At 47.4% G+C, this 23,892-nt stretch carries 20 protein-coding genes; 10 read left to right on the top strand and 10 right to left on the bottom strand.

The genetic code is table 11. The features are described 5' to 3' along the window. Positions 1 to 19: 19 nt before the first annotated feature. Positions 20 to 1,549 (bottom strand): 2,3-bisphosphoglycerate-independent phosphoglycerate mutase, encoded by a 1,530-nt coding sequence (gpmI, locus tag EOPP23_RS06135; protein WP_153765098.1) that lies wholly within the window; start codon positions 1,547 to 1,549, stop codon positions 20 to 22. Between the two features lie 401 nt (positions 1,550 to 1,950). Here gpmI and EOPP23_RS06130 point away from each other — a divergent pair, with 401 nt between their 5' ends. The 3 genes from EOPP23_RS06130 (at position 1,951) to secB (ending at position 3,374) form a co-directional block, all read left to right on the top strand. After that, a complete protein-coding gene (locus EOPP23_RS06130; RefSeq protein ID WP_153765097.1) occupies positions 1,951 to 2,367 on the top strand; it encodes a rhodanese-like domain-containing protein in 417 nt (138 codons plus the stop codon). A gap of 86 nt (positions 2,368 to 2,453) precedes the next feature. Then, on the top strand, positions 2,454 to 2,714 hold the full coding sequence (grxC, locus tag EOPP23_RS06125) for a glutaredoxin 3 (RefSeq protein WP_153765888.1): 261 nt from the start codon (positions 2,454 to 2,456) through the stop codon (positions 2,712 to 2,714). 183 nt (positions 2,715 to 2,897) lie between these two features. Then, positions 2,898 to 3,374 (top strand): protein-export chaperone SecB, encoded by a 477-nt coding sequence (gene secB / locus EOPP23_RS06120; RefSeq protein WP_153765096.1) that lies wholly within the window; start codon positions 2,898 to 2,900, stop codon positions 3,372 to 3,374. A gap of 65 nt (positions 3,375 to 3,439) precedes the next feature. Here the strand turns inward: secB and trmL are convergent, their stop codons facing one another. Together trmL and EOPP23_RS21610 are read right to left on the bottom strand one after the other, a co-directional pair. After that, positions 3,440 to 3,904, bottom strand: a complete 465-nt coding sequence (gene trmL / locus EOPP23_RS06115) for a tRNA (uridine(34)/cytosine(34)/5-carboxymethylaminomethyluridine(34)-2'-O)-methyltransferase TrmL (protein ID WP_153765095.1) — start codon at positions 3,902 to 3,904, stop codon at positions 3,440 to 3,442. A 129-nt stretch (positions 3,905 to 4,033) separates the two neighbouring features. Beyond that, a complete protein-coding gene (locus tag EOPP23_RS21610) occupies positions 4,034 to 4,156 on the bottom strand; it encodes a hypothetical protein (protein ID WP_255471651.1) in 123 nt (40 codons plus the stop codon). A 648-nt stretch (positions 4,157 to 4,804) separates the two neighbouring features. Between EOPP23_RS21610 and EOPP23_RS06110 the strand changes: the two genes are divergently transcribed. The 4 genes from EOPP23_RS06110 (at position 4,805) to EOPP23_RS06095 (ending at position 10,674) form a co-directional block, all read left to right on the top strand. Further along, positions 4,805 to 5,347 carry a hypothetical protein gene (locus EOPP23_RS06110; RefSeq protein WP_153765094.1) on the top strand — a complete coding sequence of 181 codons (543 nt, stop codon included), beginning with the start codon at positions 4,805 to 4,807 and terminating at the stop codon, positions 5,345 to 5,347. 226 nt (positions 5,348 to 5,573) lie between these two features. Next, positions 5,574 to 8,369 (top strand): TcfC E-set like domain-containing protein, encoded by a 2,796-nt coding sequence (locus EOPP23_RS06105; protein WP_153765093.1) that lies wholly within the window; start codon positions 5,574 to 5,576, stop codon positions 8,367 to 8,369. A 2-nt stretch (positions 8,370 to 8,371) separates the two neighbouring features. Then, positions 8,372 to 9,463, top strand: coding sequence for a hypothetical protein (locus EOPP23_RS06100; RefSeq protein ID WP_153765092.1), 1,092 nt, complete (start codon positions 8,372 to 8,374; stop codon positions 9,461 to 9,463). Between the two features lie 137 nt (positions 9,464 to 9,600). Next, on the top strand, positions 9,601 to 10,674 hold the full coding sequence (locus EOPP23_RS06095) for a hypothetical protein (protein ID WP_153765091.1): 1,074 nt from the start codon (positions 9,601 to 9,603) through the stop codon (positions 10,672 to 10,674). Between the two features lie 70 nt (positions 10,675 to 10,744). Here the strand turns inward: EOPP23_RS06095 and EOPP23_RS06090 are convergent, their stop codons facing one another. The 6 genes from EOPP23_RS06090 to glnA form a co-directional block, all read right to left on the bottom strand. Next, complete coding sequence (locus EOPP23_RS06090; RefSeq protein ID WP_153765090.1) at positions 10,745 to 11,440, bottom strand: molecular chaperone; 696 nt, start codon at positions 11,438 to 11,440, stop codon at positions 10,745 to 10,747. A gap of 103 nt (positions 11,441 to 11,543) precedes the next feature. Then, entirely contained in the window at positions 11,544 to 12,074 is a 531-nt protein-coding gene (locus EOPP23_RS06085) for a hypothetical protein (RefSeq protein ID WP_153765089.1), read from the bottom strand. 210 nt (positions 12,075 to 12,284) lie between these two features. Then, positions 12,285 to 13,712, bottom strand: a complete 1,428-nt coding sequence (glnG, locus tag EOPP23_RS06080; RefSeq protein ID WP_153765088.1) for a nitrogen regulation protein NR(I) — start codon at positions 13,710 to 13,712, stop codon at positions 12,285 to 12,287. Continuing rightward, complete coding sequence (gene glnL, locus EOPP23_RS06075; RefSeq protein ID WP_370514688.1) at positions 13,709 to 14,788, bottom strand: nitrogen regulation protein NR(II); 1,080 nt, start codon at positions 14,786 to 14,788, stop codon at positions 13,709 to 13,711. Before glnL ends, glnG begins: the two co-directional genes overlap by 4 nt. Before the next feature lie 268 nt (positions 14,789 to 15,056). Then, complete coding sequence (locus tag EOPP23_RS06070; protein ID WP_194842513.1) at positions 15,057 to 15,605, bottom strand: DUF4124 domain-containing protein; 549 nt, start codon at positions 15,603 to 15,605, stop codon at positions 15,057 to 15,059. Between the two features lie 220 nt (positions 15,606 to 15,825). After that, on the bottom strand, positions 15,826 to 17,229 hold the full coding sequence (glnA, locus tag EOPP23_RS06065) for a glutamate--ammonia ligase (protein ID WP_153765086.1): 1,404 nt from the start codon (positions 17,227 to 17,229) through the stop codon (positions 15,826 to 15,828). A gap of 588 nt (positions 17,230 to 17,817) precedes the next feature. On the opposite strand from glnA, the gene thiI reads away from it, so the two are divergent. The 3 genes from thiI to EOPP23_RS06050 all read left to right on the top strand — a co-directional run bounded on the left by thiI (position 17,818) and on the right by EOPP23_RS06050 (position 22,529). Continuing rightward, positions 17,818 to 19,281 (top strand): tRNA uracil 4-sulfurtransferase ThiI, encoded by a 1,464-nt coding sequence (gene thiI, locus EOPP23_RS06060; RefSeq protein ID WP_153765085.1) that lies wholly within the window; start codon positions 17,818 to 17,820, stop codon positions 19,279 to 19,281. Between the two features lie 193 nt (positions 19,282 to 19,474). After that, positions 19,475 to 19,978 (top strand): dihydrofolate reductase, encoded by a 504-nt coding sequence (locus tag EOPP23_RS06055; RefSeq protein ID WP_153765084.1) that lies wholly within the window; start codon positions 19,475 to 19,477, stop codon positions 19,976 to 19,978. Positions 19,979 to 20,216: 238 nt separating this feature from the next. Beyond that, a complete protein-coding gene (locus EOPP23_RS06050; protein ID WP_153765083.1) occupies positions 20,217 to 22,529 on the top strand; it encodes a hypothetical protein in 2,313 nt (770 codons plus the stop codon). An 18-nt stretch (positions 22,530 to 22,547) separates the two neighbouring features. Here the strand turns inward: EOPP23_RS06050 and argA are convergent, their stop codons facing one another. Further along, positions 22,548 to 23,855, bottom strand: a complete 1,308-nt coding sequence (argA, locus tag EOPP23_RS06045) for an amino-acid N-acetyltransferase (RefSeq protein ID WP_153765082.1) — start codon at positions 23,853 to 23,855, stop codon at positions 22,548 to 22,550. Between the last annotated feature and the right edge of the window lie 37 nt (positions 23,856 to 23,892).

The raw sequence follows: 23,892 nt of genomic DNA, 5'->3' as shown, positions 1-23,892 counted from the left end.
ATACAAGGTTATCTGTGACTTAAGAAGCCAGAGACTTACCTGTCATTTCTGCAGGTTGTTCAATTTCCATCAGGTCCAACAGGGTTGGAGCCAGATCAGACAGAATACCGTCGTTCAGTTTGATGGCTTTAGGACCGAAGTAAACCAGTGGCACCAGTTCACAAGTATGAGCCGTGTGGATAACACCCGTCGCAGGGTTCACCATCTGTTCTGCGTTGCCGTGGTCGGCAGTAATCAGACACTGGCCGCCTGTTTCTTCCAGCGCAGCAATCACCTTGCCTACAGATTCATCAACCGCTTCTACTGCTTTAACCGCTGCATCGTAAACGCCAGTGTGGCCTACCATATCGCAGTTGGCGTAGTTGCAGATCACCAGGTCGTGCTTGCCGCTTTTGATTTCAGCAATCAGCTTCTCGGTCACTTCCGGTGCACTCATTTCTGGTTGCAGGTCGTAGGTAGCCACCTTTGGAGAATTAACCAGTACACGGGTTTCGCCTTCATAAGGCTCTTCACGACCGCCACTGAAGAAGAAAGTTACGTGTGCGTACTTCTCGGTTTCAGCGATGCGAAGCTGAGTTTTGCCCAGCTTTTCCATGTATGCGCCAAGCGTGTTTGGCAGGTCGGCTGGTGGATAGGCAGAAATAGTATCGATAGAGGCTGCATACTGGGTCAGCATAACGAAACCAGCCAGAGCCGGTTCTTTCTCACGCTTGAAACCGTCGAAATCGGTATCAACAAATGCGCGGGTAATTTCACGGGCACGGTCGGCACGGAAATTCATAAACAACATGGCGTCGCCGTCGTTTACGGTCGCCGCTTCATCACCGATGACTGTCGCTTTAACAAACTCGTCGTTTTCGTCACGCTCGTAGGCAGCAATCAAACCTTCAACCGCAGTCTTGGCGGTGTACTCGGACTTACCCTGAGTCATCAGTTCGTAAGATTCCTGAACACGGTCCCAACGGTTGTCGCGGTCCATGGCGAAGTAACGGCCAATCAGAGTTGCTATACGACCAACGCCTTTTTCTTTCAGCAGAGCGTCGGTTTTAGCCAGTGTGTTTTCAGCGCTGCGTGGTGGCGTATCACGGCCATCGAGGAATGCGTGAACATAGACTTCTTTGGCACCACGCTGGCAGGCCAGTTCGATCATGGCATTGATATGATCTTCGTGGCTGTGTACGCCACCAGGAGACATCAGACCCATGATATGAACCGCTTTACCGGCCGCTACTGCTTTATCAATAGTGGTAGTGAAGGCTTTGTTCTCAAAGAAATCACCGTCCTTAATAGACTTGGTGATGCGGGTGAAGTCTTGATAAACCACTCGGCCTGCACCAAGGTTCATGTGACCTACTTCACTGTTACCCATCTGGCCGTCAGGCAGGCCTACGTCCATACCGGAACCGGAAACAAAGCTGAAAGGGTGGTCTTTCTGCAGCTTGTCCATAACCGGGGTATTGGCCGCATGGATAGCGTTGGAGTCGGTCTCTTTGCGATAGCCGTAACCATCCAGAATGATCAGGGCGGTAGTTTTGCGCTTGTCAGTCATGAATTGAACCTTGGCTCACTGTGCTCAGGAGGGGAGAAGGGCATTGATTTTACTCGCTTTGCCGCCTGTTTCCAGTCACCAGAGCGGATAAAATGGCTGATTACATAATAGAACAGGAGTTAGTAAATAATACTGATGGCAGTTGTTTCAGGCTGTGCGCTGCTGTGAGTTTTGTTTCTTCTTGAAATAGATACAGGAAAGCTACGAAGCTCTGTTCGGCTTCTTTTACTGTTCACAGATCATGGCTGGCTTGTATACTTGCGAACTTTAACATTCAGATATTAGTGTGTAGTTACACTCAATCGAATATCGAATTAATCATTTGCCTGCCTTAGGCGGGTAAATGATCTTTGAATTCGTATGTCTGGAGACTTACTTGTAAATAGAGACTCTTGTTCAGCATGGAACAGTTAATAGTATTTATTGGAAATCACCCTCTGCTGGTGGGCTCACTGGTTGCTCTGGTTGCCATTCTGATGGTGACCGAACTGCGTAAGGGCGGGAAGACTATTTCTTCTCAGGAAGTGACCATTCTGATCAACCAGCAAAACGGTGTTGTGCTGGACGTTCGTGACCCGGCTGATTTCAGCAAGGGCCACATTGTTGATGCCATCAGCATGCCGCACGGTAAGGTTACCGAGCGCATGGGTGAGCTGAACAAGCACAAAGACAAGCCCATCATCATTGTTGATGCCATGGGCCAGCACGCTGGTACTGTTGGCAAGCAATTGCTTGAAGCGGGCTTTACTCAGGCTGTTCGTCTGCAGGGTGGTATTTCCACCTGGTCCAACGACGGTCTGCCGCTGGTTAAGAAGTAATGAGCGTTTCTCAGTGGGTGGGCGGCTTGCTTGGCAAGCTGTTCAACCCTACTGCCCAAAAAGTACAAAAACTGAAAACGGAACAAATGGCTCCTGTCACTATATACCTCTCTGCCTACTGCCCTTTCTGCCACCGTGCCGTGGCACTGCTTGAGCAGAAAGGTGCCAGCTATGAATCCATCAGTGTCGATGGCAAGCCTGATCTGCGTCAGTTCATGACTGAAAAAGCGGGTTCTCATACGGTTCCACAAATCTGGGTAGGTGATACCCATGTTGGCGGTTGTGATGACCTGTTTGCTCTGGAACGCGCAGGCAAGTTAGAGCCATTGCTGGCCGGTGATAAGTAAGGATAAATGGTTGTCTCTGGCATTTTTTGAAAATAAATGTCGGAGCCACTTGATATTCTTTCTGCAATCCCCATAAATAGAACCAGCTTCTTAATCTGATTTTTAATACGGGCAGCTTTTCGACTAGATTCTTTGTTGCGCAAACAAAACGAAAAGTGAACCGGACTATTTAAGGAACATGACATGGCTGAAGAAAACCAGCAAGAACAGGCTCAGTTCGCTCTGCAGCGCATCTACGTTAAAGATCTGTCTTTTGAATCTCCAAAATCTCCGGAGATGTTTCAGGCTCAATGGCAGCCAGAAGTTAAGCTGGACCTGAACACCAGCAACCGTCTGCTGCAGGACGACATGTTTGAAGTGGTTCTGTCCCTGACCATCACCGTTCAGAACGGCGCTGACGACAACAAGGAAACAGCTTTCCTGGCTGAAGTTCAGCAAGCGGGTGTTTTCCTGGTGAAAGGTCTGGCTGATGAAGAGCTGCACCGTACTCTGGGTGCTTTCTGCCCGAACATCCTGTTCCCATACGCTCGTGAAGCTATTGACAGCCTGGTACTGCGTGGCAGTTTCCCTCCGCTGATGCTGGCTCCTGTAAACTTCGACGCCCTGTACATGCAGGCGCTGGAGCAACAACAGCAGCAGGAAGGCGGCACTGTAAACTAAGTGTGCCTTTATGGTCAGGGTGTTGAGCCCTGACCAGCTTCACCTTTCAGTCATATCTTTTTCGCTTATTTCCCGCTGACAAAACCATTCTGCCGCCAGGCTTCATACACCATTACCGCGACTGTATTCGACAGATTCAGGCTTCGACTGCCTTCGAGCATCGGTAATCTCAATACCTGGTCTTTTGGCAGGCTTTCGAGAATTTCCTTAGGTAAACCACGGGTCTCAGGGCCAAACATCAACGCATCACCTTCCTGAAAACTGTGCTCGGAATAGTTATGGCTACCTTTGGTGCTAAGCGCTAATACTCTGACTGGCTTCACTGTTTCGAGGAAATCTTCATAGGATTCATGAAGTTGCAGGTTGGCGTATTCGTGGTAATCCAGTCCGGCACGTTTCAGGCGCTGGTCATCCAGTTCAAAACCAAGCGGTTTGATCAGATGCAGGCGGAAGCCGGTATTGGCGCATAGACGGATGATGTTGCCGGTGTTGGGTGGGATTTCCGGCTGGTAGAGAACAATATCGAACATGGCATCTCAGCAATAGAAAGTAGCTAAATAGATGAAAGCAGAAAGTATATAGAATTATCCACTGCTTTCACTAAAGCCAGAGACTGCTGAGCAATATCTTCTGATCAGTTCCTTCTTAAAAGGACCTTATCAGGAGGCAGCCAGGCCGGTAATCATCAGAATGGTGAAGGCCAGAGCAATAAGGTTACAGGTTCCACCTATTTTGCATTGGGTTTGGTCGCAGCGGGCTTGATTGTAGGGAGATAAGTTCATAGATGCCTCGTATTCCTTGAGGTGAGTTCAAATTTCAACCTCAATACTTCCTCAAGACGAACACGCTTTCAGGGAGGCTACTGTTTACAGATTAGCCAAAGGTTTCAGGCGTGAACGAATTTTTACAATGTTACACATATGCGTAACAGTACCATGCTCTGCTGACAGTTTCTTGACCTGGTTCAAGAAAACCTAACTCTTTTGTATTTCACGCCAAAGAATTGATGTTTGTTCAGTTTTAATTATTTTTGATTAAGTCCTTTCACTGAACAATATTCTGGTGATATTGCATATAAGCGACATATGTTGCTTGAAATAACTGTGATATCAGTCACTTAATCGGAATGAAATTTCAGAAAACAAGCATAAGCATGTGGCTGCTTTTTGTTTTGTGACTTGCGTCACTTGACTTGCCCAAAAAATACTCGCATTTCCGACTTTTTCTGACTATTTCACTGTGATATTCTTACTTCCAGAGAAAAACGAAAGTACTAATACTTAATAGTTAACGAATAAACAGTGGTCAGAAAGCAGACAGGGTTTGTTTATTATTTTTCTGGTTGTTTTTTGTTCAGCTATTGCGGGTGACAGATGTTGGGGGAACCAAAGGCATTTGTCGTTCGGTTTATGGACGTATAGGAGATAAGAATGAAATTTAAGCAAATGGCTTTGGCTGCGGTGATTGCTGGCGGGTTTGTTGGTTTGGGGCAGGCTGCGACGGATGGCTCGGTGGGAGATTCATCAAATGGTAATTTCGATATTAATCTAAATATCCCAGGAAATGTTGGGATATGGGGGTTAAGAGATTTAGGCTTCACAACAACTAGTGCACAGTCTCAAACAGTTAAAGCCTGCGTATTTAGTAGCACAGAAAATGTGCAGTTTCAGGTTGTTAACAACACAGATTTCGAATTACGGGATGGTGGAACCAAGGGGGCTGATTTTACAGTTACTATAACTGAAAATGGTGCTTCTGGTGGTTCGATTTGGGGAGATAGCGGCTTGAGTACTGGTGACACATCACCTAAGAATTATAATGTCACAGATGCTTCTCTGCCAGCAGATATTTCCACTGCTGTTTGTACTGGAAATGACCAAACAATAGATATCGTTGTAGGGATTACTCCTGTTGCAAGTCCTGCGAATGGTACATATACAAGTAATGTAGAGCTTGTTGTGAGTGCAATATAATCTGCTAGCTAATGATTTCATTCCGATGCTTAGTATCGTAGGTTGGGTTAGGGCAAAGCCCGTAACCCAACAATCAGTTCATATGAATTGATTGCATATATCGCACCTGAATATGTTGGGTTACGAGCTCCGCTCTAACCCAACCTACAAAACCAAACCAACCCAAAGTTGCAAAGGAACCGCAGCTTGTCCTATTCGGCTTTAACCAAAGGAAGTAACCCATTGCATGAACTTGTGGAAGCACATACGTCGTCCGTCCGGCACTTTGTTCATGATGTTGATTCCCGCATCCATGGGATCAATAGGGGCTGAATTAAAAGCCGCTGATGCGAATAACTCTGATTTAAATTCAAACAAGGTTGTAGAAGCTGAACCCGGTCAGGGACTTCTGCTGGCCAGTCTTTCTTCATCTGTTCAATCTGTATTTGAAACTGAGTCTGATCCTGTAATTCAACAGATCAAAGCTGCACCTGCCAGTCAGGCGGGCTTTACAATAAAGCCGGTCAGTCTGATTGTGCAGGAAGTGAAAACAGTTGATGTTACTTCACCCGTATCTGTTCCTGCTGAAGCTAAGTCTGTCTCGACTGAAGCCCATTCGAGTACTCAGGAAAAGCAGCCACTGTTTATTGCCAGTAATGAGGTGCCTGCCGGTTTTGAAAACTTTGATACTCCGCAGCAATCACTGATTGATATCTATTACGGCAACCGTTATCTGACGTCTCAGCTGGCCACCTTTCAGGGCGACAATGTGACCTTTGCCAATCCGGCAGAGGTGGTTCGCCTTATCGGCTCGATCAGTGACCCCGAGTTTATGAAGAGTGCCCTGACCGGCGAACTGAATTCTAACGCTGAAGCTATTTGTCAGGAAGGGCAAACCGAGGGTTGTGGTGTCATCAATCCTCCGGTAGCGGGCGTTATTTTTGATGAAAACACGTTCCGGGCGGATGTGTTTATCAACCCTCGTTTTCTGCTGACCCGAGCTGCGGACGTAAGAAAGTATCTGCCGCCTTCTGATGCCGGTTTTGCTCTGCTGCAAAATGCGTCTGCTGTTGTGTCTGGTTCCACTCAGGAAGACTCCAAGAATGATTACACTCTGAACGGTCTGACGCTTCTCTCCTATAAAGAAAACAGCCTTTACTGGAGTTGGGATTATTCAAAGTCTCAGCACTTCTCGGTCAATCAGCTCTATGCTCAGAGAGAGTTTGAAGGTATTGAGTACAATGCCGGTTTGCTGTCCAGCCGCTCCTTTGGTCTGAATTTCACCTCGGACCAGACATTGCTGGGCGCACGTCTGGAAACCTCTGATAACACTCGAAACGACACCGACTTCAGTCGTGGTATGCCGGTGGAAGTGTTTATGCCGTTGCGTGGTCGGATTGAAGTACATAAAGATGGTCGTTTGATTGCTTCCTTTTTTCATGAAGCCGGTTTGCAAGAACTGGACACCAGTGGTTTCCCTTCAGGCGCTTATGACATTGAAATCCGTATTCTGGATGAGCAGGGCAATGAGCAGTCGCGGACGGAACAGTTCTTCGCTAAACAGTATCAACTGCCACCAATAGGTGAGTGGCGTTACTTCGCTGAAGCGGGTCAGATTCTTAACCGAACCTCTGAAAACGCTTTTGCTGAAAAGACAGATCAATGGTTGGCGAGAGCCGGTGTCAGTCGCAGGTTGTCTGATACCACGGCGGGTACTCTGGCGGTTGCGGCCAATAAGGATTCCAGCCTTGCTGAGTTGGGTATCTACAATCTTGGTTATCGCTATGAGCTGTCACCATCACTGATGCTAGCCGACGATGGCCAATACGGTATGCAGGTTAATGCCCGTACCTGGGTCGGCGATATTTCCCTGAATGGCAACTACCGTCGTTTATGGGAGAAAGAAGTTCAGGACGTGGTTGAGAATCGTCCTGCCTTGTTAGGCGGTGCTTTTGAGCAGGCAGGTTTTTCTGTTGCCACGCCTTTTATGGATGGCAGCCTTAACTACCGTTTCAGCAGCAGCCGAACCGGCGACAGTGATCCAACTAAATCCCACAGCATTAACTATCGTCGTAATCTGTTCAGAACCACCAAGTCCAACACCAGTCTGCAAATCAGCCTGAGTGAATCTGAAGGCAACAAGGTTGCTCTGTTCAGTGTTGAATGGAGCATGAGAAACGATCGCTGGAATTTCAGAGCCTCTCCTCAGGTAGAGCTTCAGAATAACAATGGTGTTCGCAACTCCCGTGAGTCAGCTCGTTTGAATGCTTCCTGGGAAGATGGTGAGCTTTATGCAGGTCGTCTGAGAGGCAGTCTGGGCGCAAGCTTCTCCGAGGGGCAGCGAAACCTGTCCAGCAGTGCTCAGTACGCCAACCACCTTGGTCGTGCCAGCCTGAATGTTAATCACAACAGCAGTGACTCCGGTAACAATGTCACCAGTTACAGTGGCAGTTTCAGCACCAGTTTTTTGACCGATGGCGATGTGGTGGCAGTGGGTGGTGAGCAGAGTGCTGAAAGTGCTGTGGTTGTGAATGTTGATGGCCGTGACGGTGATGTATTCGATGTCAAAATCAATGGCAGTCGCCGTGGTTATGCCGTAGCAGGGCAGGCATCCGTTATTCCTTTGAGCCCGTTCGAGCAGTACACAATTACTCTTACGCCGTCTGGTAATAGTTTCTATAGCTTTGATGAGAGTCAGCGCAATTTTACCCTCTATCCGGGTAATGTAGTGACACTGGATTATGAAGCCATTGCCCTGCAATTGCTGTTTGGTCGCCTGCTGTTTAATGGTGAGCCGCTGGACGGTGCACGTATTACCGGTGGTCTGTATTCAGCCAGCACCGACGATATTGGTCTGTTCCAGTTGGAAGCGCGTACTGATGTGGATACGCTGCAGGTTGAATTGAATAATGGCTGGTTATGCTCGCTGGATATTCCGGAGGCCAGTGAAAAGAATGTATTAAGAATGGGGTCCATTGAATTGGCTGATGCCAGTTGTGCGCCTCAGTTGGAAGGCCAGTTGGCTATCTCGAAAAGGAAATAAGTTTGGTTGTCAGTATTTTCTATAGATTCGGATTCTGGTTGTCAGCTCTGTTGTGCCTGTCTTCCGGTGCTTTTGCAGCGCAACTGATTTCCGGTGATCCTGGTTGTAATACCTATGCTGTCTGTGAATTTGAATACCATTCAGCAAACTCTACCCGACGAAATATTATCAAACTTAAACGGCTGGACAGGCTGAATATTTCAGCTTCAGGCTGGTCCGGCAGTACTGATTTAACAGGTGAAACTCCGCAGTTAAATACAGGTAACTCCGGGTTGGAGTTTTGTATTCTGGCCTATGAGGATCCGCCAGGAGGAGGTCGAGATGTGCATAACTACAGAATTACTGTTGAGGGAAGTGATTTACTGCTCAGGCATACCAGTGTTCCAGGCTCAAGCCTGCCAGTAGAACTCAGGATAGGAAGGGATGGTGGTAGTGACAGTGTTTCGTTTTTAAAAGATCAGGATAACAGCCTGACTATTAACAGTGAGGATGTAGGTGGCACAAGCTGCCTGAACAGGGAGTTCAGCATTTATGCCACTGTCAGGTTGCAGGATTTGCTGGCAGTGAGCAGCGTTGGCCCTTTTGAGGGTACCTTCTCTATTACTGTGGAAAGTATTCCAACCACCGGGGCTGTCGTCAGGGTGAGAAAGTCGTTCTCTGTGAGATTATTCAGTGGCGAGAACGGACCACTTCCTGTCCTTTATCGTGTATCAGGCTTAAAGGATATGGAATTGAGCTCGGCTGATGCTGGCGATAGCTGGTTATTTAAGGACATGAGCTTTTGTGTATTCGCATTGGGTCAGTCCAATTACGCCTTGAGTCTTGATACCGATAACCATGAAGGTGGCAGTTTTGGCCTGGTGAATGGCGACAATAACATTCCCTATCGAGTCAGTTTCAGGCCATCAAATACTTCACAATGGTCTTCCATTGAAACGGAGGGACGGATTGGCACAGGCAGGGGGAGTTCGTCTCTGAACTGTGATTCCTCGGTTAATGCAATGTTGAGAGTAGAAGTAGCTGTCCCGGACCTGGAGGCTGCGCCTGCTGGTGTTTATACCGATGTGATGGAAGTGACAGTTAGTGCAATATAAATGGTCGCGTAAGAAAAATTCATAAATAACTTAAAGAGTTACTCTTCCAGTAATTGTATTATACGATAGTTGTTGTCTACATTTGAATCGCAAAGCTTCCGGGCAGGTGACTTTTATGATTAAGCCGGGAGCATAAGATGTTGCTCAGAAACCTCACCCTTTTATTCCTCTTCGCTCTGCAGGCTTCCCATGCATATGGCAGGCTAGATACTCAGTGTATTAATGATGCTGGCGTATTCGCAGACTGTGACAGCCAGACTATTGATGTCGATCCGGGGCCTGTGATCGAAAACCGCGACTTCGATATCAAACTCAAGCGTGTCTATGACCTGGAGTTTGGTCAGTGGGCAGATGATGGCCAGACTGCAGTTCGCTGGCGAACCAGTAGAGGTCCACTTTGCCTGCTGTCATTCAATGAACGCTCGCTTCCATCCAGGCCTCAGGTTGACAGGGTTCTGGAAGCTTCGGTAGTCAGTTTGGGGTCTGCTGACGGGGTGTTCCTTGTGCCTGCAGATGAGGGCAGCACAGGACCTGCTATCCCTGTATCTATCACTATGGAAAGAACTACCACTGACGAAGTGATCGATTTTTCAAATAGGGAAAGTGATGTTTTGCCCGGTAGGGGCACTACATGTGCGGGCAGCAGCTTTTATATTTACGCCTCGCTGTTGCGATCAGATATTCTCAGGTTAGCCAAAGCTGAAAACTACAGAGGAACATTTACCCTGCGTGGACAGAGAAGAGAAGCTCCGCACCTCGCTGTTGAAGTGCCTTTTGTTGTCTCGATCAGTTTTCAGCCCAGAATTCAGATTTCAGGTCTGGAGGATGTAACTCTTGAGGTGCAGGCTGGCCAGAATGTCAAAAGTGATCAGAACTTTTGTGTGTATACGATCGGAGCAGACCGTTTTGGAATTAAGGCGAACAGTGCTAATGGCGATGGAGAGTTTCTGCTTGGTTCTTCCGGTACTACTATTCCCTATCAGGTGTCTGTGGGTAGAGCCGGAAATGGTCAGGGGCAGGGCAATAGGCGGAGTCTGACTGAAGGGGCTGATTCTGTCAGCCAAAACTCCTGGCGTGTATCGGACTCACAGCTCTGTGCATCTGGTCAGGAAAATATGAATATTGATATCTCCGTTCTCGCTGAGGACATTGCAGGAAAGGCTGCGGGTTCTTATCAGGATGTTCTTGAACTGATTGTTGAACCAAGTTAATCAAGTGCCCGCACTTGAGGTGTGGGCACCAGACTTGAAGATATCGACAACTGTTTCGTTATGATTGAACTTAAAAAACTTTCCGCTCTTCGTTTTCACCGTTAAACAGTCCGTACTCAATTTTCACATCATTAGATGGCAGCTTCAGGCTCCAGCTCTGGCCAGCATACAAACGAGTTCCGTCTTTTATTTCGTCGCACTGTTTATTGTCACCCTTGCCCTTACAGAACTTACCATTTCGAAGAACGACATTCATATTGCCGCTGTTGGTAAAGGTAACAGAGTCCTTTTCTCTCTTTGCTGTGACTTTATAAGCCGCATTTTCAGGACGAATAAAAACCAGCGCCTGATAAGCAATCAGTAGTTTAATCGCATTTTGAGTGGCCTTGATATCACCGACAACAGGTTTAAAGGTTACCCGGTATACAGACTCAACATCGGTTGGAGTTTCCAGGCTGACGAGGCGAACCGTCTTACGGCTGCTCGGCGCAATGATGGCTTTTCTCGGGGTGCTAAGCAGCTTCATCTGAGCTGGGTCAGTCACTCGAACGCGTTCTTCCTTGTCGCTGCCCGGGTTGATGACTTTATAGACTTCAGTTTGTAGGTAAAGGTTTTCGTTGTCCGGATTGGAGACGACTACGTCCTGTCGAGGTGCATCATCAGCATCGAAATAAACAATCATACGATCCAGAGACATGGCGGCGAAGGCGTTGCTGCTGAGTGCGAGCAATAAAGGGGTAAGCCAGGATGTGATCCTTAACTTCATAAGTTCGGGCTCCCTTGCTGTTTTTATAGCATTGGGTGATTCGTATTTGAGCCCATTCTAAAAGTACTTATGTCCTAGGTAAACAGTGCTAGTTTTAATCGCTTCATTCTGCGCTGATAGTTAATCCCAATGTGCCAAGTGCTGTTTTGAAGAATTGCTTTGCAGGCATGTCGACACTGAAAGAGGTTCTATTGTCGTCACATTTGCTGTTGAGCTTACTGGTTCTTAAGGTGCGGCCAGGCTGGCCATGGCTGAGGGTGTCGAGCTTGTTGCTGCCATTCCAGATATTGACGTTGTAAGCCAGTTTCCGTTCATTTTCCTTAATGATGAACTGTCCTTCGGGTCCGGATCCGTTGGCGGTCACTTTGTAGTGATCCATTCCGGTGCCTTTAATGCAGAGAGGTTCTTTCTGGTTGATTCTTGCTTTGGTAACCGTGTGTTTATCGTCCTGGAAGGTCTCAGCGATGCTGGTTCTGACATTAGGGTGAATAATAAGCCGGATCACCATACTGGCAGTGGAGGTACTCCCCATCTTTCCCTGTGTTGCAGCCTGTGTACTGGTGATACCTGTGATAAGGATAAATCCCAGCAGGAGAGGTAGGAAGGCTTTGTTATATCCGTATAATTTGCCCATGGGGCCACCCATATGAAAGTGAGCTTCATTTTCAGTATGGACTTTAAGCCGAGTATCTTATATTCGTTCAAATCCCTACTGAACTTCCAATATGAGAAACGGCTCTGCATTCGGCTAATTAAGTTCCAGCCCCTAATTAAAACGCGATTTACGTATAAGTGCCTATAAGGCGTTAGTGTGATTTTTGCTGTCAGATTAATACAGCCCCTCCTAATCAGTCTCGGACATACTTTCAATACCCAGTTCTTTTATCTTGCGTGTCAGGGTATTTCGTCCCCAGCCTAAAAGGTCAGACGCATCTCTCTTTCGGCCTCCGGTATGTTGAAGGGCCGCATCAATCAGAATGCGTTCAAAAGCAGGCACCGCTTTTTGCAGAATGCCGCTGTTACCTGTGGCCAGCTCTCTATCAGCCCAGAGCTTTAACTGATGCTCCCAGCTGACAGGTTGAGTGATCACTAGTCCTGAGTCGTTTTGTTCCATCAACTCTGGCGGCAGGTCAGAGATAAGAATTTCTCGACCTGATGCCATAACGGTTAGCCAGCGACAAGTGTTTTCCAGCTGCCTGACATTACCCTGCCATCTGAGTGAGGCAATATACTGAGCGGTTTCTTCGGTCAGAATTTTTGTTTCAACATTGAGTTCTTTAGCGGCCGAGCTCAGGAAGTGCCTTGCCAGCACAGGAATATCTTCAGCTCTTTCCTGAAGGCGAGGCAGGTGTATTCTGATAACGTTTAATCTGTGGAAAAGATCTTCACGGAAGGTGCCTTCTTCTACCAGTTTTTCCAGATTTTGGTGAGTGGCGGCAATGATTCTTACATCAGCTTGCACGGGAGTGTGTCCACCAACCCGATAGAACTCACCATCAGCCAATACTCTCAAAAGCCGAGTCTGAGTGTCAGCAGGCATATCGCCAATTTCATCGAGAAACAGGGTTCCGTGAGCGGCCTGTTCAAAGCGACCTTTGCGCATGGCGCCTGCGCCAGTAAAGGCACCTTTCTCATGCCCGAAAAGCTCTGATTCAATCAGGTCTCTGGGAATGGCGGCCATATTCAGTGCAATAAAGGGACTCTCGGCTCTTGGGCTGTGACGGTGCAGTGCTTTGGCAACCAATTCTTTACCCGTACCGGATTCGCCATTAATTAAAACCGTAATATTGGACTGAGACAGTCTACCGATAGCTCTGAAAACCTCCTGCATGGCAGGTGCTTCGCCGATGATTTCAGTGCTGTTTTCAATGGGTTTGACCGTCAGTTTTGCTTTGTTTTGACGACTGTGCTCAAGTGCGCGTTTTGTCAGGGCAATCGCTTCATCGACATCAAAGGGTTTAGGTAAGTACTCAAATGCACCGCTCTGGTAAGAAGAAACAGCGCTGTCGAGATCGGAGTGGGCGGTCATAATAATGACAGGCAGATCCGGAAACTCTTTCTGAACTTCTACCATAAACTCCAGACCATTCATGCCCGGCATTCTGACATCGCTGATAATCGCTTCAGGCTGGCTGTGCTTTAGAGCTGCCAGAGCAGAGTCCGCCGATTCAAACGACTCAGTAATGATGCTTTCTGCTTGTAGCGCTTTTTCCAGAACCCAGCGAATGGAACGGTCATCATCAATGACCCAGATATTGGCTTTAGTGCTCATTGATAGGCTCCGTTAAATTGACTGGCTTCTTCCGTAAGAAGAGGCAGGTAGACGTGAAAACTGGTTTGCCCGGGTTTGCTGTCGCACTCGATCAAGCCGTGATGCTGGCTGATAATGTACTGCGCCATTGGCAGTCCTAACCCGGTTCCTTCAGGACGACCGCTGATCATCGGGTAGAAGATACTTTCCTTAAGGTGCTCGGGAATACCAGGACCGTTGTCGGTAATAGTGAGATGACAAACGAGCCTTTGTCGTTTGTTGCCAATGGTAAACTGGCGGGCAATTCGGCTGGTCACCCTGACTTCGCCATCAGACAGAGGCATATATTGTTTAATGGCCTGCATGGCATTTCTTAACAGGTTCAGCAGCGCCTGAATCAGTCGTTCCCGGTCTGCAGGGAAGTTTGGAATGCTGGGGTCATAATCTTTAATAATGCTCAACTCGCCTTCTGTTTCAGCATGAGTCAGCTGAATGACCCTTTCCAGTACTTCATGAATATTCAGATCGAGCATCTTGGGTGGCTGAATAGGCCCCAGCATCTGATCAACCAGGTCTCGTAAACGCTTGGCTTCTTCAATGATAATGTACGTATATTCTTTTTGGTCTGGCTCATTCAGCTGTCTGTCCAGAAGCTGGGCAGAACCGAGAATGCCACCTAAAGGGTTTTTGATTTCATGAGCCAGACCACGTGCCAGAATTCGGGACGTTGTTTGCTTGGCCACCAGAGATTCTTCCCGGGTAATACGCTGAAGGCGGTCTCGTGGGTGAACTTCGATAATCAGTGAGGCTTCACTGATGTCCGAAGGCGTAACGGTATAGTCCACCAGAATTGCACCATTGTGGGTCATCAATTCAGACTCTCTTCGAGTGAACTGCTGGTTTTGTTGTCTGGCTCTGTGCAAATCTTCCTGTAACGCGCTGTGCTCTATGATGCTGCTCACAGGCAGGCCTTTACTGCTTTTTTGACTGATGTCCAGCAGGGCTTCTGCAGCCTGGTTCAGATAAGACAGACTAAAGCCTTCATCAAGAGCAATGATTGCGGTATTCAGATTGTCCAGCAGGAAGTTGGCATTCACGTTAGATACTCTTCAGCTCTTGTTTTTAGGCTTTCTTCTTATTTTTGCAATTATCTATCTTGCAAGAGTCGAGCCAGTATTGTTGATGGTCGTTAAAATAAGAGTTGTGTATTAAAGGCTGCATCTTCAGGTAAAGCGATTGCAGTAAGGATGCACTGTGAAGGGGCTAGTATAAGTTAAAAAAGAAACGCGCACCAAAGTGGTGCGTAATTGTTTTGAGGCACTAGGTCAGTGGTAAGTCCGACAGGCTCCTGGAGGTGAGATTGAGTCAGGAGCGAGGCTGGGGAGTTACAGGAGCCCTGTATATGGCTTTCTGGACATGGATGGTGCTGGAAGCGGTTTCCAGCTTCTTGCCTCTGCTGTTAACAATGGCAACCTCCAAAGTGTGCGTGCCACGGTTCATATCGGAAAGTTTGAAACTGGGGCTTCGCTGCTTCTTGCTGTATGCCTTGCCATTTATGAAGAGCTGAAACTTGTGGCCGGACATGAGGGCTGTATCGAGCTTTGCTGAAACCGTGAGGTTACCGTTGTTTCTAACAGTGGCGTTGTGGGTGGGGCTGGTGATTTCCAGAGAGCTGTAATCAGTGTCTGCTATCGTCTGCTTTCTGGTTTTGGGTCTGTAGATTTTTTGTGGTGAGTTGATTTGCAGAGGAGTAATTACAGGTAAATCTACCTCCTCTGCTCGTTGGTTAGCGGGAGGGGAATCGGTGTAAACAGTGTTGCCGTTAGCATCCACAGTTTTGTAGATAGCGCCTGCTGCCACTGGAAGAACAAATAAGCTGGATAAAAACAGGGTGAAAATTAGTTTACCTGGCATGATCTGTCCATGAAATATGAAGAGTGTGTCACGTACATTTTGCCAAGCATTCTTATTGCAAAATGTGTTTGCCACATAGAGTACTTCGGCAGGGTCGGGAATAACAGTGGCGGGCTTTTCCATAGAATGGAAAAAGCCGGAGTGCTTATGAAAATTAGCAGCTCCGGCTTTAGGGGTTTTTGTCTAGAGAGTAAAGTGAGTCTTTACTTTCTGGGTAGGATTAGAGGCTGTAATACAGGTCAAATTCTACCGGGTGAGTAGTCTGGCTAACAGCTACACACTCTTCTTTCTTCAGATTGATGTAAGCATCGATCATGTCGTCGGTGAATACACCACCGGCAGTCAGGAACTCACGATCGGCGTCCAGGCATGCCAGAGCTTCTTCCAGGCTCTCGGCAACGGTTGGAATTTCCAGCGCTTCTTCAGCTGGCAGGTCATACAGATCCTTGTCAGCAGCATCGCCAGGGTGGATCTTGTTCTTGATGCCGTCCAGGCCAGCCATCAGCAGTGCAGCGAAGCACAGGTATGGGTTGGCAGTTGGATCAGGGAAGCGAACTTCTACGCGACGAGCCTTAGGGCTGTTCACGAAAGGAATGCGGATAGAAGCGGAACGGTTACGGGCAGAGTAAGCCAGCATTACTGGAGCTTCAAAACCTGGAATCAGACGCTTGTAAGAGTTGGTGGAAGCGTTGGCAAATGCGTTGATTGCTTTAGCGTGCTTGATGACACCACCGATGTAGTACAGAGCGTTTTCACTCAGGCCTGCATAGCTGTCGCCAGAGAACAGGTTTTCACCGTCTTTGCTCAGTGACATGTGAACGTGCATACCAGAACCGTTGTCGCCTACTACCGGCTTAGGCATAAAGGTAGCAGTCTTGCCGTAAACGTGAGCTACGTTGTGAACAGCGTACTTCAGAACCTGAACTTCATCAGCTTTCTTAACCATGGTGTTGAACTTAACACCGATTTCACACTGACCGGCAGTACCCACTTCGTGGTGATGTACTTCTACGCCCAGACCTTGTGCTTCCATGGCAGTACACATGGCTGCACGGATGTCGTGCAGGGAGTCAACAGGAGGAACCGGGAAGTAACCGCCTTTAACGCGAGGACGGTGACCGGTGTTGCCACCTTCGAAAGACTTATTGGAAGACCAGGCTGCTTCTTCAGAGTTGATCTCGTAAGACGCGCCGGACATGCCCACGTTCCATTTGACGTCGTCAAATACAAAGAATTCTGGCTCCGGACCAAAGAAAGCGGTGTCAGCAATACCGGTAGACTTCAGGAATTCTTCAGCGCGCTTGGCAACGGAACGTGGGTCACGCTCGTAGCCTTGCATGGTGTTTGGCTCGATGATGTCACAACGAATGTTCAGTGTGGTTTCATCGGTGAACGGATCAATTACAGAACTTTCGTCGTCCGGTAACATGATCATGTCGGATTCGTTAATGCCTTTCCAGCCAGCGATGGAGGAGCCGTCGAACATCTTGCCGATTTCGAAGAAATCTTCATCGATTTCGCTGATCGGCATGGAAACGTGATGCTCTTTACCAATGGTGTCGGTAAAACGCATATCAACCCACTTGACGTCATGATCCTTGATCAGGTCCAGAGTTTTAGACATTTTTTGTATCCTCCAAAGGACTTATAGCTCTTATGTGAGCACCGTTGGTCGACTGTCAGGTCGAGGCCCTGTACATCGTATCCGTCGGTCTGCATGTTCGTTTGTTGCCTGGGCAACGTTCCCATTCTGTAAAGCAATCGCTATGCCAGAACTGGAATTTGATCAATATTCGAACATTTGTTCAGTCAAAGCTCAGTGAAAAGCGTTGAATGACTGTTCAGACAATTCATTAGTACTTAATGACACTGTAACGGTCTGAACTCTGCTCGAATAAATGCACAAATTTAGTGCTTTATGCTTTTATAGTTGCACTATATTGGTGCGTACAAGCAAAAGAAAAGGTTCTGCTGTGCTCCAAACTCAAGCGCGGCACAGTGTATCGTGAAAATGTGCAGAGTACTAATGCCTGTAGGTGGTTGTACTTCCGTTCGGAGGTTGGCTATGACTTTGATCAATGGCTGTCATCAAGAGATGTCTGACGACTGGACATTTCTGTATAATTCCGCCATCAAAATTCTATCCTGCTGTGCTGTCCTCTTCTCTGGTTGGCACTTTATCTGTGCAGGCTGATTCAGGTAATCCAGATCCATGAAGTTTATCGTTAAGCTGTTTCCCGAAATCACTATTAAAAGCCCACCGGTTCGTAAGCGTTTTATCAAACAGCTTCGCAAGAATATTCGGGCCGTCCTTAAGAGCGTCGATGAAGGTGTCGTCGTTACAGGCAACTGGGATTTCATTGAACTGGCGACCAGTTCCGACGACAGTATTCTGGTTGCCCAGGTTAAAGATCTGCTCGGCACTATTCCGGGCATTGCTTACTGGCAGCAGGTAAAAGAGTATCCGCTGACCGACTTCGACGACATTGTGGAGAACGCCGTTGAAGTGAACCGTGACGTTCTGAAAGGCAAGACGTTCCGCGTGACCTGTCAACGTTCTGGCAAGCATGAGTTTAAATCTGTTGATGTTGAGAAATACGTCGGTGGTGGTTTGAACCAGCAGACCGATGCAGCTGGTGTAAAACTGAAGAATCCTGACGTTGTCGTAAAGATTGAAATAAAAAAACAGCGTTACTTCCTGGTAACGGATCGTGGTCCTGGTCTGGGTGGTTATCCACTGGGTTCCATGGAGCCTTGCCTGTCCCTGATTTCCGGCGGTTTTGACTCTACTGTTTCCAGCTTTCTGATGATGAAACGCGGTGTACGAACACACTTCTGTTTTTTCAATCTTGGTGGTCATGCTCATGAGCTGGCCGTTAAGGAAGTGGCTTACTACTTGTGGAGTCGTTATGGCTCATCCCATAACGTCAGCTTCGTAACTGTACCTTTTGAAGGTGTGGTAGAAGAGATTCTGAACAAAGTGGATAACTCCCAGATGGGCGTTATTCTCAAGCGCATGATGCTGCGTGCTTCCGCTCAGGTGGCAAAAGAGATGTATGTGGAAGCAGTGGTCACCGGCGAAGCTATTGCTCAGGTGTCCAGTCAGACACTGACCAATCTTTCAGTGATTGATTCTGTTACAGACCATCTTGTGCTTCGTCCTCTGGTAGCCATGGATAAACAGGACATTATCAACATCTCTACCCGTATCGGTACTGAAGAGTTTGTTAAGAACATTCCTGAGTACTGTGCTGTCATTTCAAAGAATCCGACCACCAAAGCCAAGCCTGAGAAAATTGTTCATGAAGAGAGCAAATTTGATTTCAGCGTACTGGATGAGGCCATTGCTACCCGTCGTAAAGTATTTATGACGGATATCGTCTCTGATGACCTGGCACGCGAAGAAGTGGCAGTGGTTGATCACACCGAACTGAACGATGTAGTGATTGACATTCGTCACCCTGATGAAGAAGAAATTAAACCGTTCTCTCTGCCGGACCAGGAAGTGCTGACGCTTCCTTTCTATCAGCTGCGCACTAAGTTCCCGGAACTGGATAAGAGTAAGAACTACCTGCTCTATTGTGAAAAAGGCGTAATGAGTCAGCTGCACGCTATGCATCTTCGTGATGAAGGTCATGAGAATGTCGGTGTGTTCAGTCCTAAGAAAGACGCTTAATTCCGCAAGCCTTTCAGTCCTTGAGCCTGCAGCTCTGAAATAAGCTCCCGCTTCTAATGTTACTTTCCCCTTTGCGGAGCAAAGGGGAAAGTAAATCGGGAAGTTATTTCGGGGCTACTCCTAAAGACATTTGATCACAGCCATTTGATCAAAGAGAATGGGTTGCAGGTTTTCTTATCAGTGATTCCATCTTATGAAAATAGCCATGATTGCCGCGGTAGCCGAGAACAATGCCATCGGTATCAATAATAAAATGCCATGGTATCTGCCGGGTGATCTGCGTTACTTCAAAGCAGTTACCATGGGTAAGCCGATCATTATGGGTCGCAAGACTTTTGATTCTCTCCGCAAGCCTCTACCGGGTCGCACCAATATTGTTATCACTCGAGACAAAGAGTGGACACATGAAGGTGTGAAAGTTGTTCACACTCTGGCAGACGCCATTTCTCTGGCAGAAGACGTTGCCCTGATTAACGGCCAGGGTGAAGTGATGGTGATTGGTGGAGCCGAGATTTATCGTTTGGCATTACCTCAGGCTGACCGTCTTTATCTGACCCGTGTTTATCAAAGCTTTGAGGGTGATGCATTCTTTCCTGAACTTGATGACAGTGAGTGGCAGGAGATTGCTCGGGAAGATCAGCACTCTGAAGATGAAGAGCCATTGACGTTCAGCTATCTGGTGCTGGACAGAAAGTAACCGTGCTATTTCGGGAGCAGCTTTCAAAAAACAGTTGCTCTTGTTTCACATACCCCCTCTTTTATTTTTCTGTGAACTGATTTAATCCGCCTCGTAGCCTCTCTCTTACTATATTTCTTATTAATAACTACTGCGCCTTTATATTCCATAAGTTTATATTTCAGCAATTGCTTATTTGATGCTGATCTAAAGGATTTGGCAGTGGCATCAATAATCGATATCTCAGGGATTCAGAGGTATGCCGCTAGGGCCTACGGACCAGCCAGCTTTCAACTCTTCGGGAAGAGTTGCTCCCCGCCATAAAGAGACACCATCCCTTGGTGAGATCGACTATGGCCGTTGGGGAGGCAGAGTCGTTGGCCTGTTTAAAGGTATCGCACGTCTGGCAAAAAGAGTTCTTGGCAGTGGTCCTTCAGCCCGTGAAGCCCTCAGTTTTTATGAGAGAGTTTGCCAGAAAGGACATTCCTCGTCTGACAGCGCAGTTCAGCGCAGCCTGAATGATTACCGCATTGCCTGTGTCATGGCTTATCACGATGTCTGCAAGCTCGGTGAAGAGCTTAAAAACGGCAAAATGGAAGTTGTGTTATCGGGTGGCACCAGAGCAATTGACGAAAAGCTGCTTGGTGAAGTCGAAGATACAGCATCCTGTACCTCAGTAGGTTTGGCTTACAAATTTCTGGCTCATGACAGAAGGCTGCCCGTCGGCTTTCTGGAGAGTGCGCTGGTACCAGACCTGATTCAACTGGCAGTGAATGAGTATGGAGCCTCGGCGGATGATGTTGAGCGTGCAGTGAGAGGGTTACTGCTAGAAAAAAGTGTTGGCAGAGAAAAGGATGTCACATTCGAGAGACTGGTTGATATCAAAAATGCGCTTCGCTGGCAATTCAGTACTGAAGGTAGCCAGCCGCTGCCTCCAATTGAACAAACACTTGGCGAAACAGCTGGATTAAATCCACCAGCCCCGGTGTTGGAAAAACCCAAGGCAACGAAATACCAGCTTGATCATGAAGATAAAGAGTATATTCAAACCGTCGTCGATAGCGGCGGTGGCGTCAAGCTGAGCAAAAATGACCTGAAAAACAGGTTGAAGCGTTATGTACTGAGAAATAAAAAAGATATTGTTCTCAATACTTTTGCCATGATTGTCAGTGCTGTCATGACTGGCTTGGTTTCAGGCGGTATAGGCTCCGCTATGACAATATTTACGTATATTGCCTGGACCGGTGCATGGAGCGGTGGTACTGAAATGATCAGAATGGCAAAGGCTATTCGAGCACTTCAGCAGGCAGAGTCTTCAAGAGATTATAATTTTGAAGTAAGCGATCTTGGGGTTATATCTGAGCTGGATGAAAAGAGATTTCGAACCTTCCTGAAAAGTCTGCGATATATCTGTTCCCATGAAACACTGACCCGAATTTTTAATTCGTATTCCGAGCTGGAGCTGGATGCTGAAGCCCGGGTAAAGATGAAAGAAGATGAAAGTTGCCTTGAAACAGTGATCAAACTTGAAGAAGGGAAAGCACGGTATTTATATCGAAGGAATAATCTTAAAGAAGCGTTTCATATCTATAAGCGTTTTTATACTGCTGCAGTTGAAGATGTATCAAGAATGGACAGGGAATGGACGGGCAAAGTCGATCACCTCTGGACGAGTGTTTTTGAAAAAATGCCAGAGGCTCAGCGGATAAAAGTATTTAATCGGGCAGCCAATGATCCAAGGGTGCTAGGCACTCGTTACCATTTTCAAACCAATAAATCTGAGTGGTTGCAAGATGTTTTTCCTAAGTTGTCCAGCAAACAAAAACAGGGTGAAGCATCAGAGGCTTCTTATGAAGAGCTTGAACGTATTCTCGAAGAAGAAATGCCTGATGTAAAACTAACGGAAGATGAGAAAGGTCGATTTAATAAACAGGCCAGTAACGTAGCTAATGCATTTACTTTGGTTAAGTCTGGGCTGGGTTGTTACTTAAAAAGCTGGATTAAAGGTGCTGTTAAAGCAACGACTGTTCATGGGCTTAAAGTGGGCTGGCATGGCATCACCGGTTTGCCAAAACTGGAAATTTCTCCTTACCTGCCCAAGCCGTCGGTTGATGGTGTGATTGTTTTTGGCTTCTTCTTTCTTGCAGAGCTGCTGGTTAACAACTGGAATGACCGGCTGAATGAATATCGAATGGATAAAATTACCGGTAAGCGTTCCGGGAAATCAAAAACGTTCAGCTGGCTACGCTGGCGGGAAAGGACTGGCCGTGAAGAAATGAATACCATGAGAAAGCAGTCAAAAGCCGGCCTGGAAAATTTTGCCGAGAGCATTCTAAAGCTCCATGACCATCATAAAGACGTCATGGAAAAACTGCGTATACAGGAACAGGTCGGACAATACGTCGATGAATATGAACTGGCCGTACAAGTCTTAAGGTGGCAGTACAACCGCCAACTGATTGAACAGATGACGGCCGGTGCCATTGGCAGTTATTACCGCAGCGTGATTTCCAAAACCGAATTCTGGGACCGACAGCTTGCCGGTGTTATCCCACCTCAGTCGCCGCTCTGATCTTTCCTGAAGAGGTTTTCAGAGTGCCTTTAGAAGAACGTTGGATTGACGACCAGAGTCATATGACTCCCTTTTTTTCTTCGGCAGATTTTCCGGCCCTGACTCATTGAAACCTCTTTCCAGAAACCAGTGCTTGGTACGAGTTGTCAGGACAAAGATATTCTCCATGCCTTTCTGCCGAGCTTGTTCCTCAATGGCTTCCAGTAAATCATCCCCGCGGTTGTCCTGACGGTATTCAGGGTGAACAACCAGACAGGCCAGTTCAGCAATTTTGTCGCCATTAAATGGATGGATCGCGGCGCAGCCAATGATCATTCCATCCAGTGAGATTACCCTGAACAGTTTTATTTCCCGTTCCAGTTCCTTTCTCGAGCGTCTTCTAAGAATACCCTTTTGTTCCAGCGGTTGAATCAGTTCGAGAATACCGCCGACGTCATCAATGGTGGCTTCACGAATCTCTTCATAACGGTCACGGGAGATCAATGTACCGGAACCGTCACGGGTAAAAAGCTCCAGAAGCAACGAACCATCCTGCCGGTAATCAATCAACTGAGCACGGTCGACACCTGCTTCACAGGCTTTGATAGCAGAAGTCAGTAGTCGCTTCATTTCACCGTCCTGGGATTTCAATAACTGACTGGCTTCGAGGTATGGAATTCTATTGAAGATATTACCCTGACCGTCAGTCAGACCTTTCTGGCTGGAATAGAGAATCAGCTTCTCGGCTTTCAGGGAGACGGCTGCATTGGTTGCTACTTCCTCCACTTCCATATTGAACAGCTCTCCGGTGGGTGAGTGTCCGAGGCAGGAAAGAAGAACAATGTAGCCACTGTCCAGCTGCTGGTTGATGGCTTCCTGGTCGACTTTTCTGACTTCTCCGGTATGAAGAAAGTCTGTGCCATTAATCACACCAATAGGCCGGGCCGTAACGAAGTTACCACTGATGACACGAATGCTGGCACCGTGCATGGGAGAGTTCACCAGACCCAGTGACAGTTTTGATTCAATCCTTGCGCGCAGATTGCCGACAGCATCCATCACAGATTCCAGACACTGTCTGTCGGTTACACGACGGCCGTTTACAAAGTTCGAAGTCAGCTTCCTGGATTTCAGCCTTTCTTCAATCTGGGGACGAGCACCATGCACCAGCACCAGTCGAACGCCCAGACTGTTAAGGAGCGCAATATCATTAATGATATTGGTCAGGTTTTCATGGGCCAGCGCTTCTCCACCCAGGGTGATCACAAACGTTTTACCGTGATGGGCATGAATATAGGGAGAAGACTGTCTGAAAAATTTTACGTACTGCTGTTGCTGTTCGCTCATGGCTGCAAGCTCGTTTTCGTTCTTATTCTTTCAGGAA

The sequence above is a fragment of the Endozoicomonas sp. OPT23 genome, assembly GCF_009653635.1.
Lineage (GTDB): Bacteria > Pseudomonadota > Gammaproteobacteria > Pseudomonadales > Endozoicomonadaceae > Endozoicomonas_A.
This window is presented reverse-complemented; position numbering and strand designations above follow the sequence as displayed.

Coding starts and splice junctions, on each gene's coding strand:
- gpmI (WP_153765098.1), bottom strand. CDS start 1,549: ATGACTGACAAGCGCAAAACTACCGCCCTGATCATTCTGGATGGTTAC.
- EOPP23_RS06130 (WP_153765097.1), top strand. CDS start 1,951: ATGGAACAGTTAATAGTATTTATTGGAAATCACCCTCTGCTGGTGGGC.
- grxC (WP_153765888.1), top strand. CDS start 2,454: ATGGCTCCTGTCACTATATACCTCTCTGCCTACTGCCCTTTCTGCCAC.
- secB (WP_153765096.1), top strand. CDS start 2,898: ATGGCTGAAGAAAACCAGCAAGAACAGGCTCAGTTCGCTCTGCAGCGC.
- trmL (WP_153765095.1), bottom strand. CDS start 3,904: ATGTTCGATATTGTTCTCTACCAGCCGGAAATCCCACCCAACACCGGC.
- EOPP23_RS21610 (WP_255471651.1), bottom strand. CDS start 4,156: ATGAACTTATCTCCCTACAATCAAGCCCGCTGCGACCAAACCCAATGC.
- EOPP23_RS06110 (WP_153765094.1), top strand. CDS start 4,805: ATGAAATTTAAGCAAATGGCTTTGGCTGCGGTGATTGCTGGCGGGTTT.
- EOPP23_RS06105 (WP_153765093.1), top strand. CDS start 5,574: ATGAACTTGTGGAAGCACATACGTCGTCCGTCCGGCACTTTGTTCATG.
- EOPP23_RS06095 (WP_153765091.1), top strand. CDS start 9,601: ATGTTGCTCAGAAACCTCACCCTTTTATTCCTCTTCGCTCTGCAGGCT.
- EOPP23_RS06090 (WP_153765090.1), bottom strand. CDS start 11,440: ATGAAGTTAAGGATCACATCCTGGCTTACCCCTTTATTGCTCGCACTC.
- EOPP23_RS06085 (WP_153765089.1), bottom strand. CDS start 12,074: ATGGGCAAATTATACGGATATAACAAAGCCTTCCTACCTCTCCTGCTG.
- glnG (WP_153765088.1), bottom strand. CDS start 13,712: ATGAGCACTAAAGCCAATATCTGGGTCATTGATGATGACCGTTCCATT.
- EOPP23_RS06070 (WP_194842513.1), bottom strand. CDS start 15,605: ATGCCAGGTAAACTAATTTTCACCCTGTTTTTATCCAGCTTATTTGTT.
- glnA (WP_153765086.1), bottom strand. CDS start 17,229: ATGTCTAAAACTCTGGACCTGATCAAGGATCATGACGTCAAGTGGGTT.
- thiI (WP_153765085.1), top strand. CDS start 17,818: ATGAAGTTTATCGTTAAGCTGTTTCCCGAAATCACTATTAAAAGCCCA.
- EOPP23_RS06055 (WP_153765084.1), top strand. CDS start 19,475: ATGAAAATAGCCATGATTGCCGCGGTAGCCGAGAACAATGCCATCGGT.
- EOPP23_RS06050 (WP_153765083.1), top strand. CDS start 20,217: ATGCCGCTAGGGCCTACGGACCAGCCAGCTTTCAACTCTTCGGGAAGA.
- argA (WP_153765082.1), bottom strand. CDS start 23,855: ATGAGCGAACAGCAACAGCAGTACGTAAAATTTTTCAGACAGTCTTCT.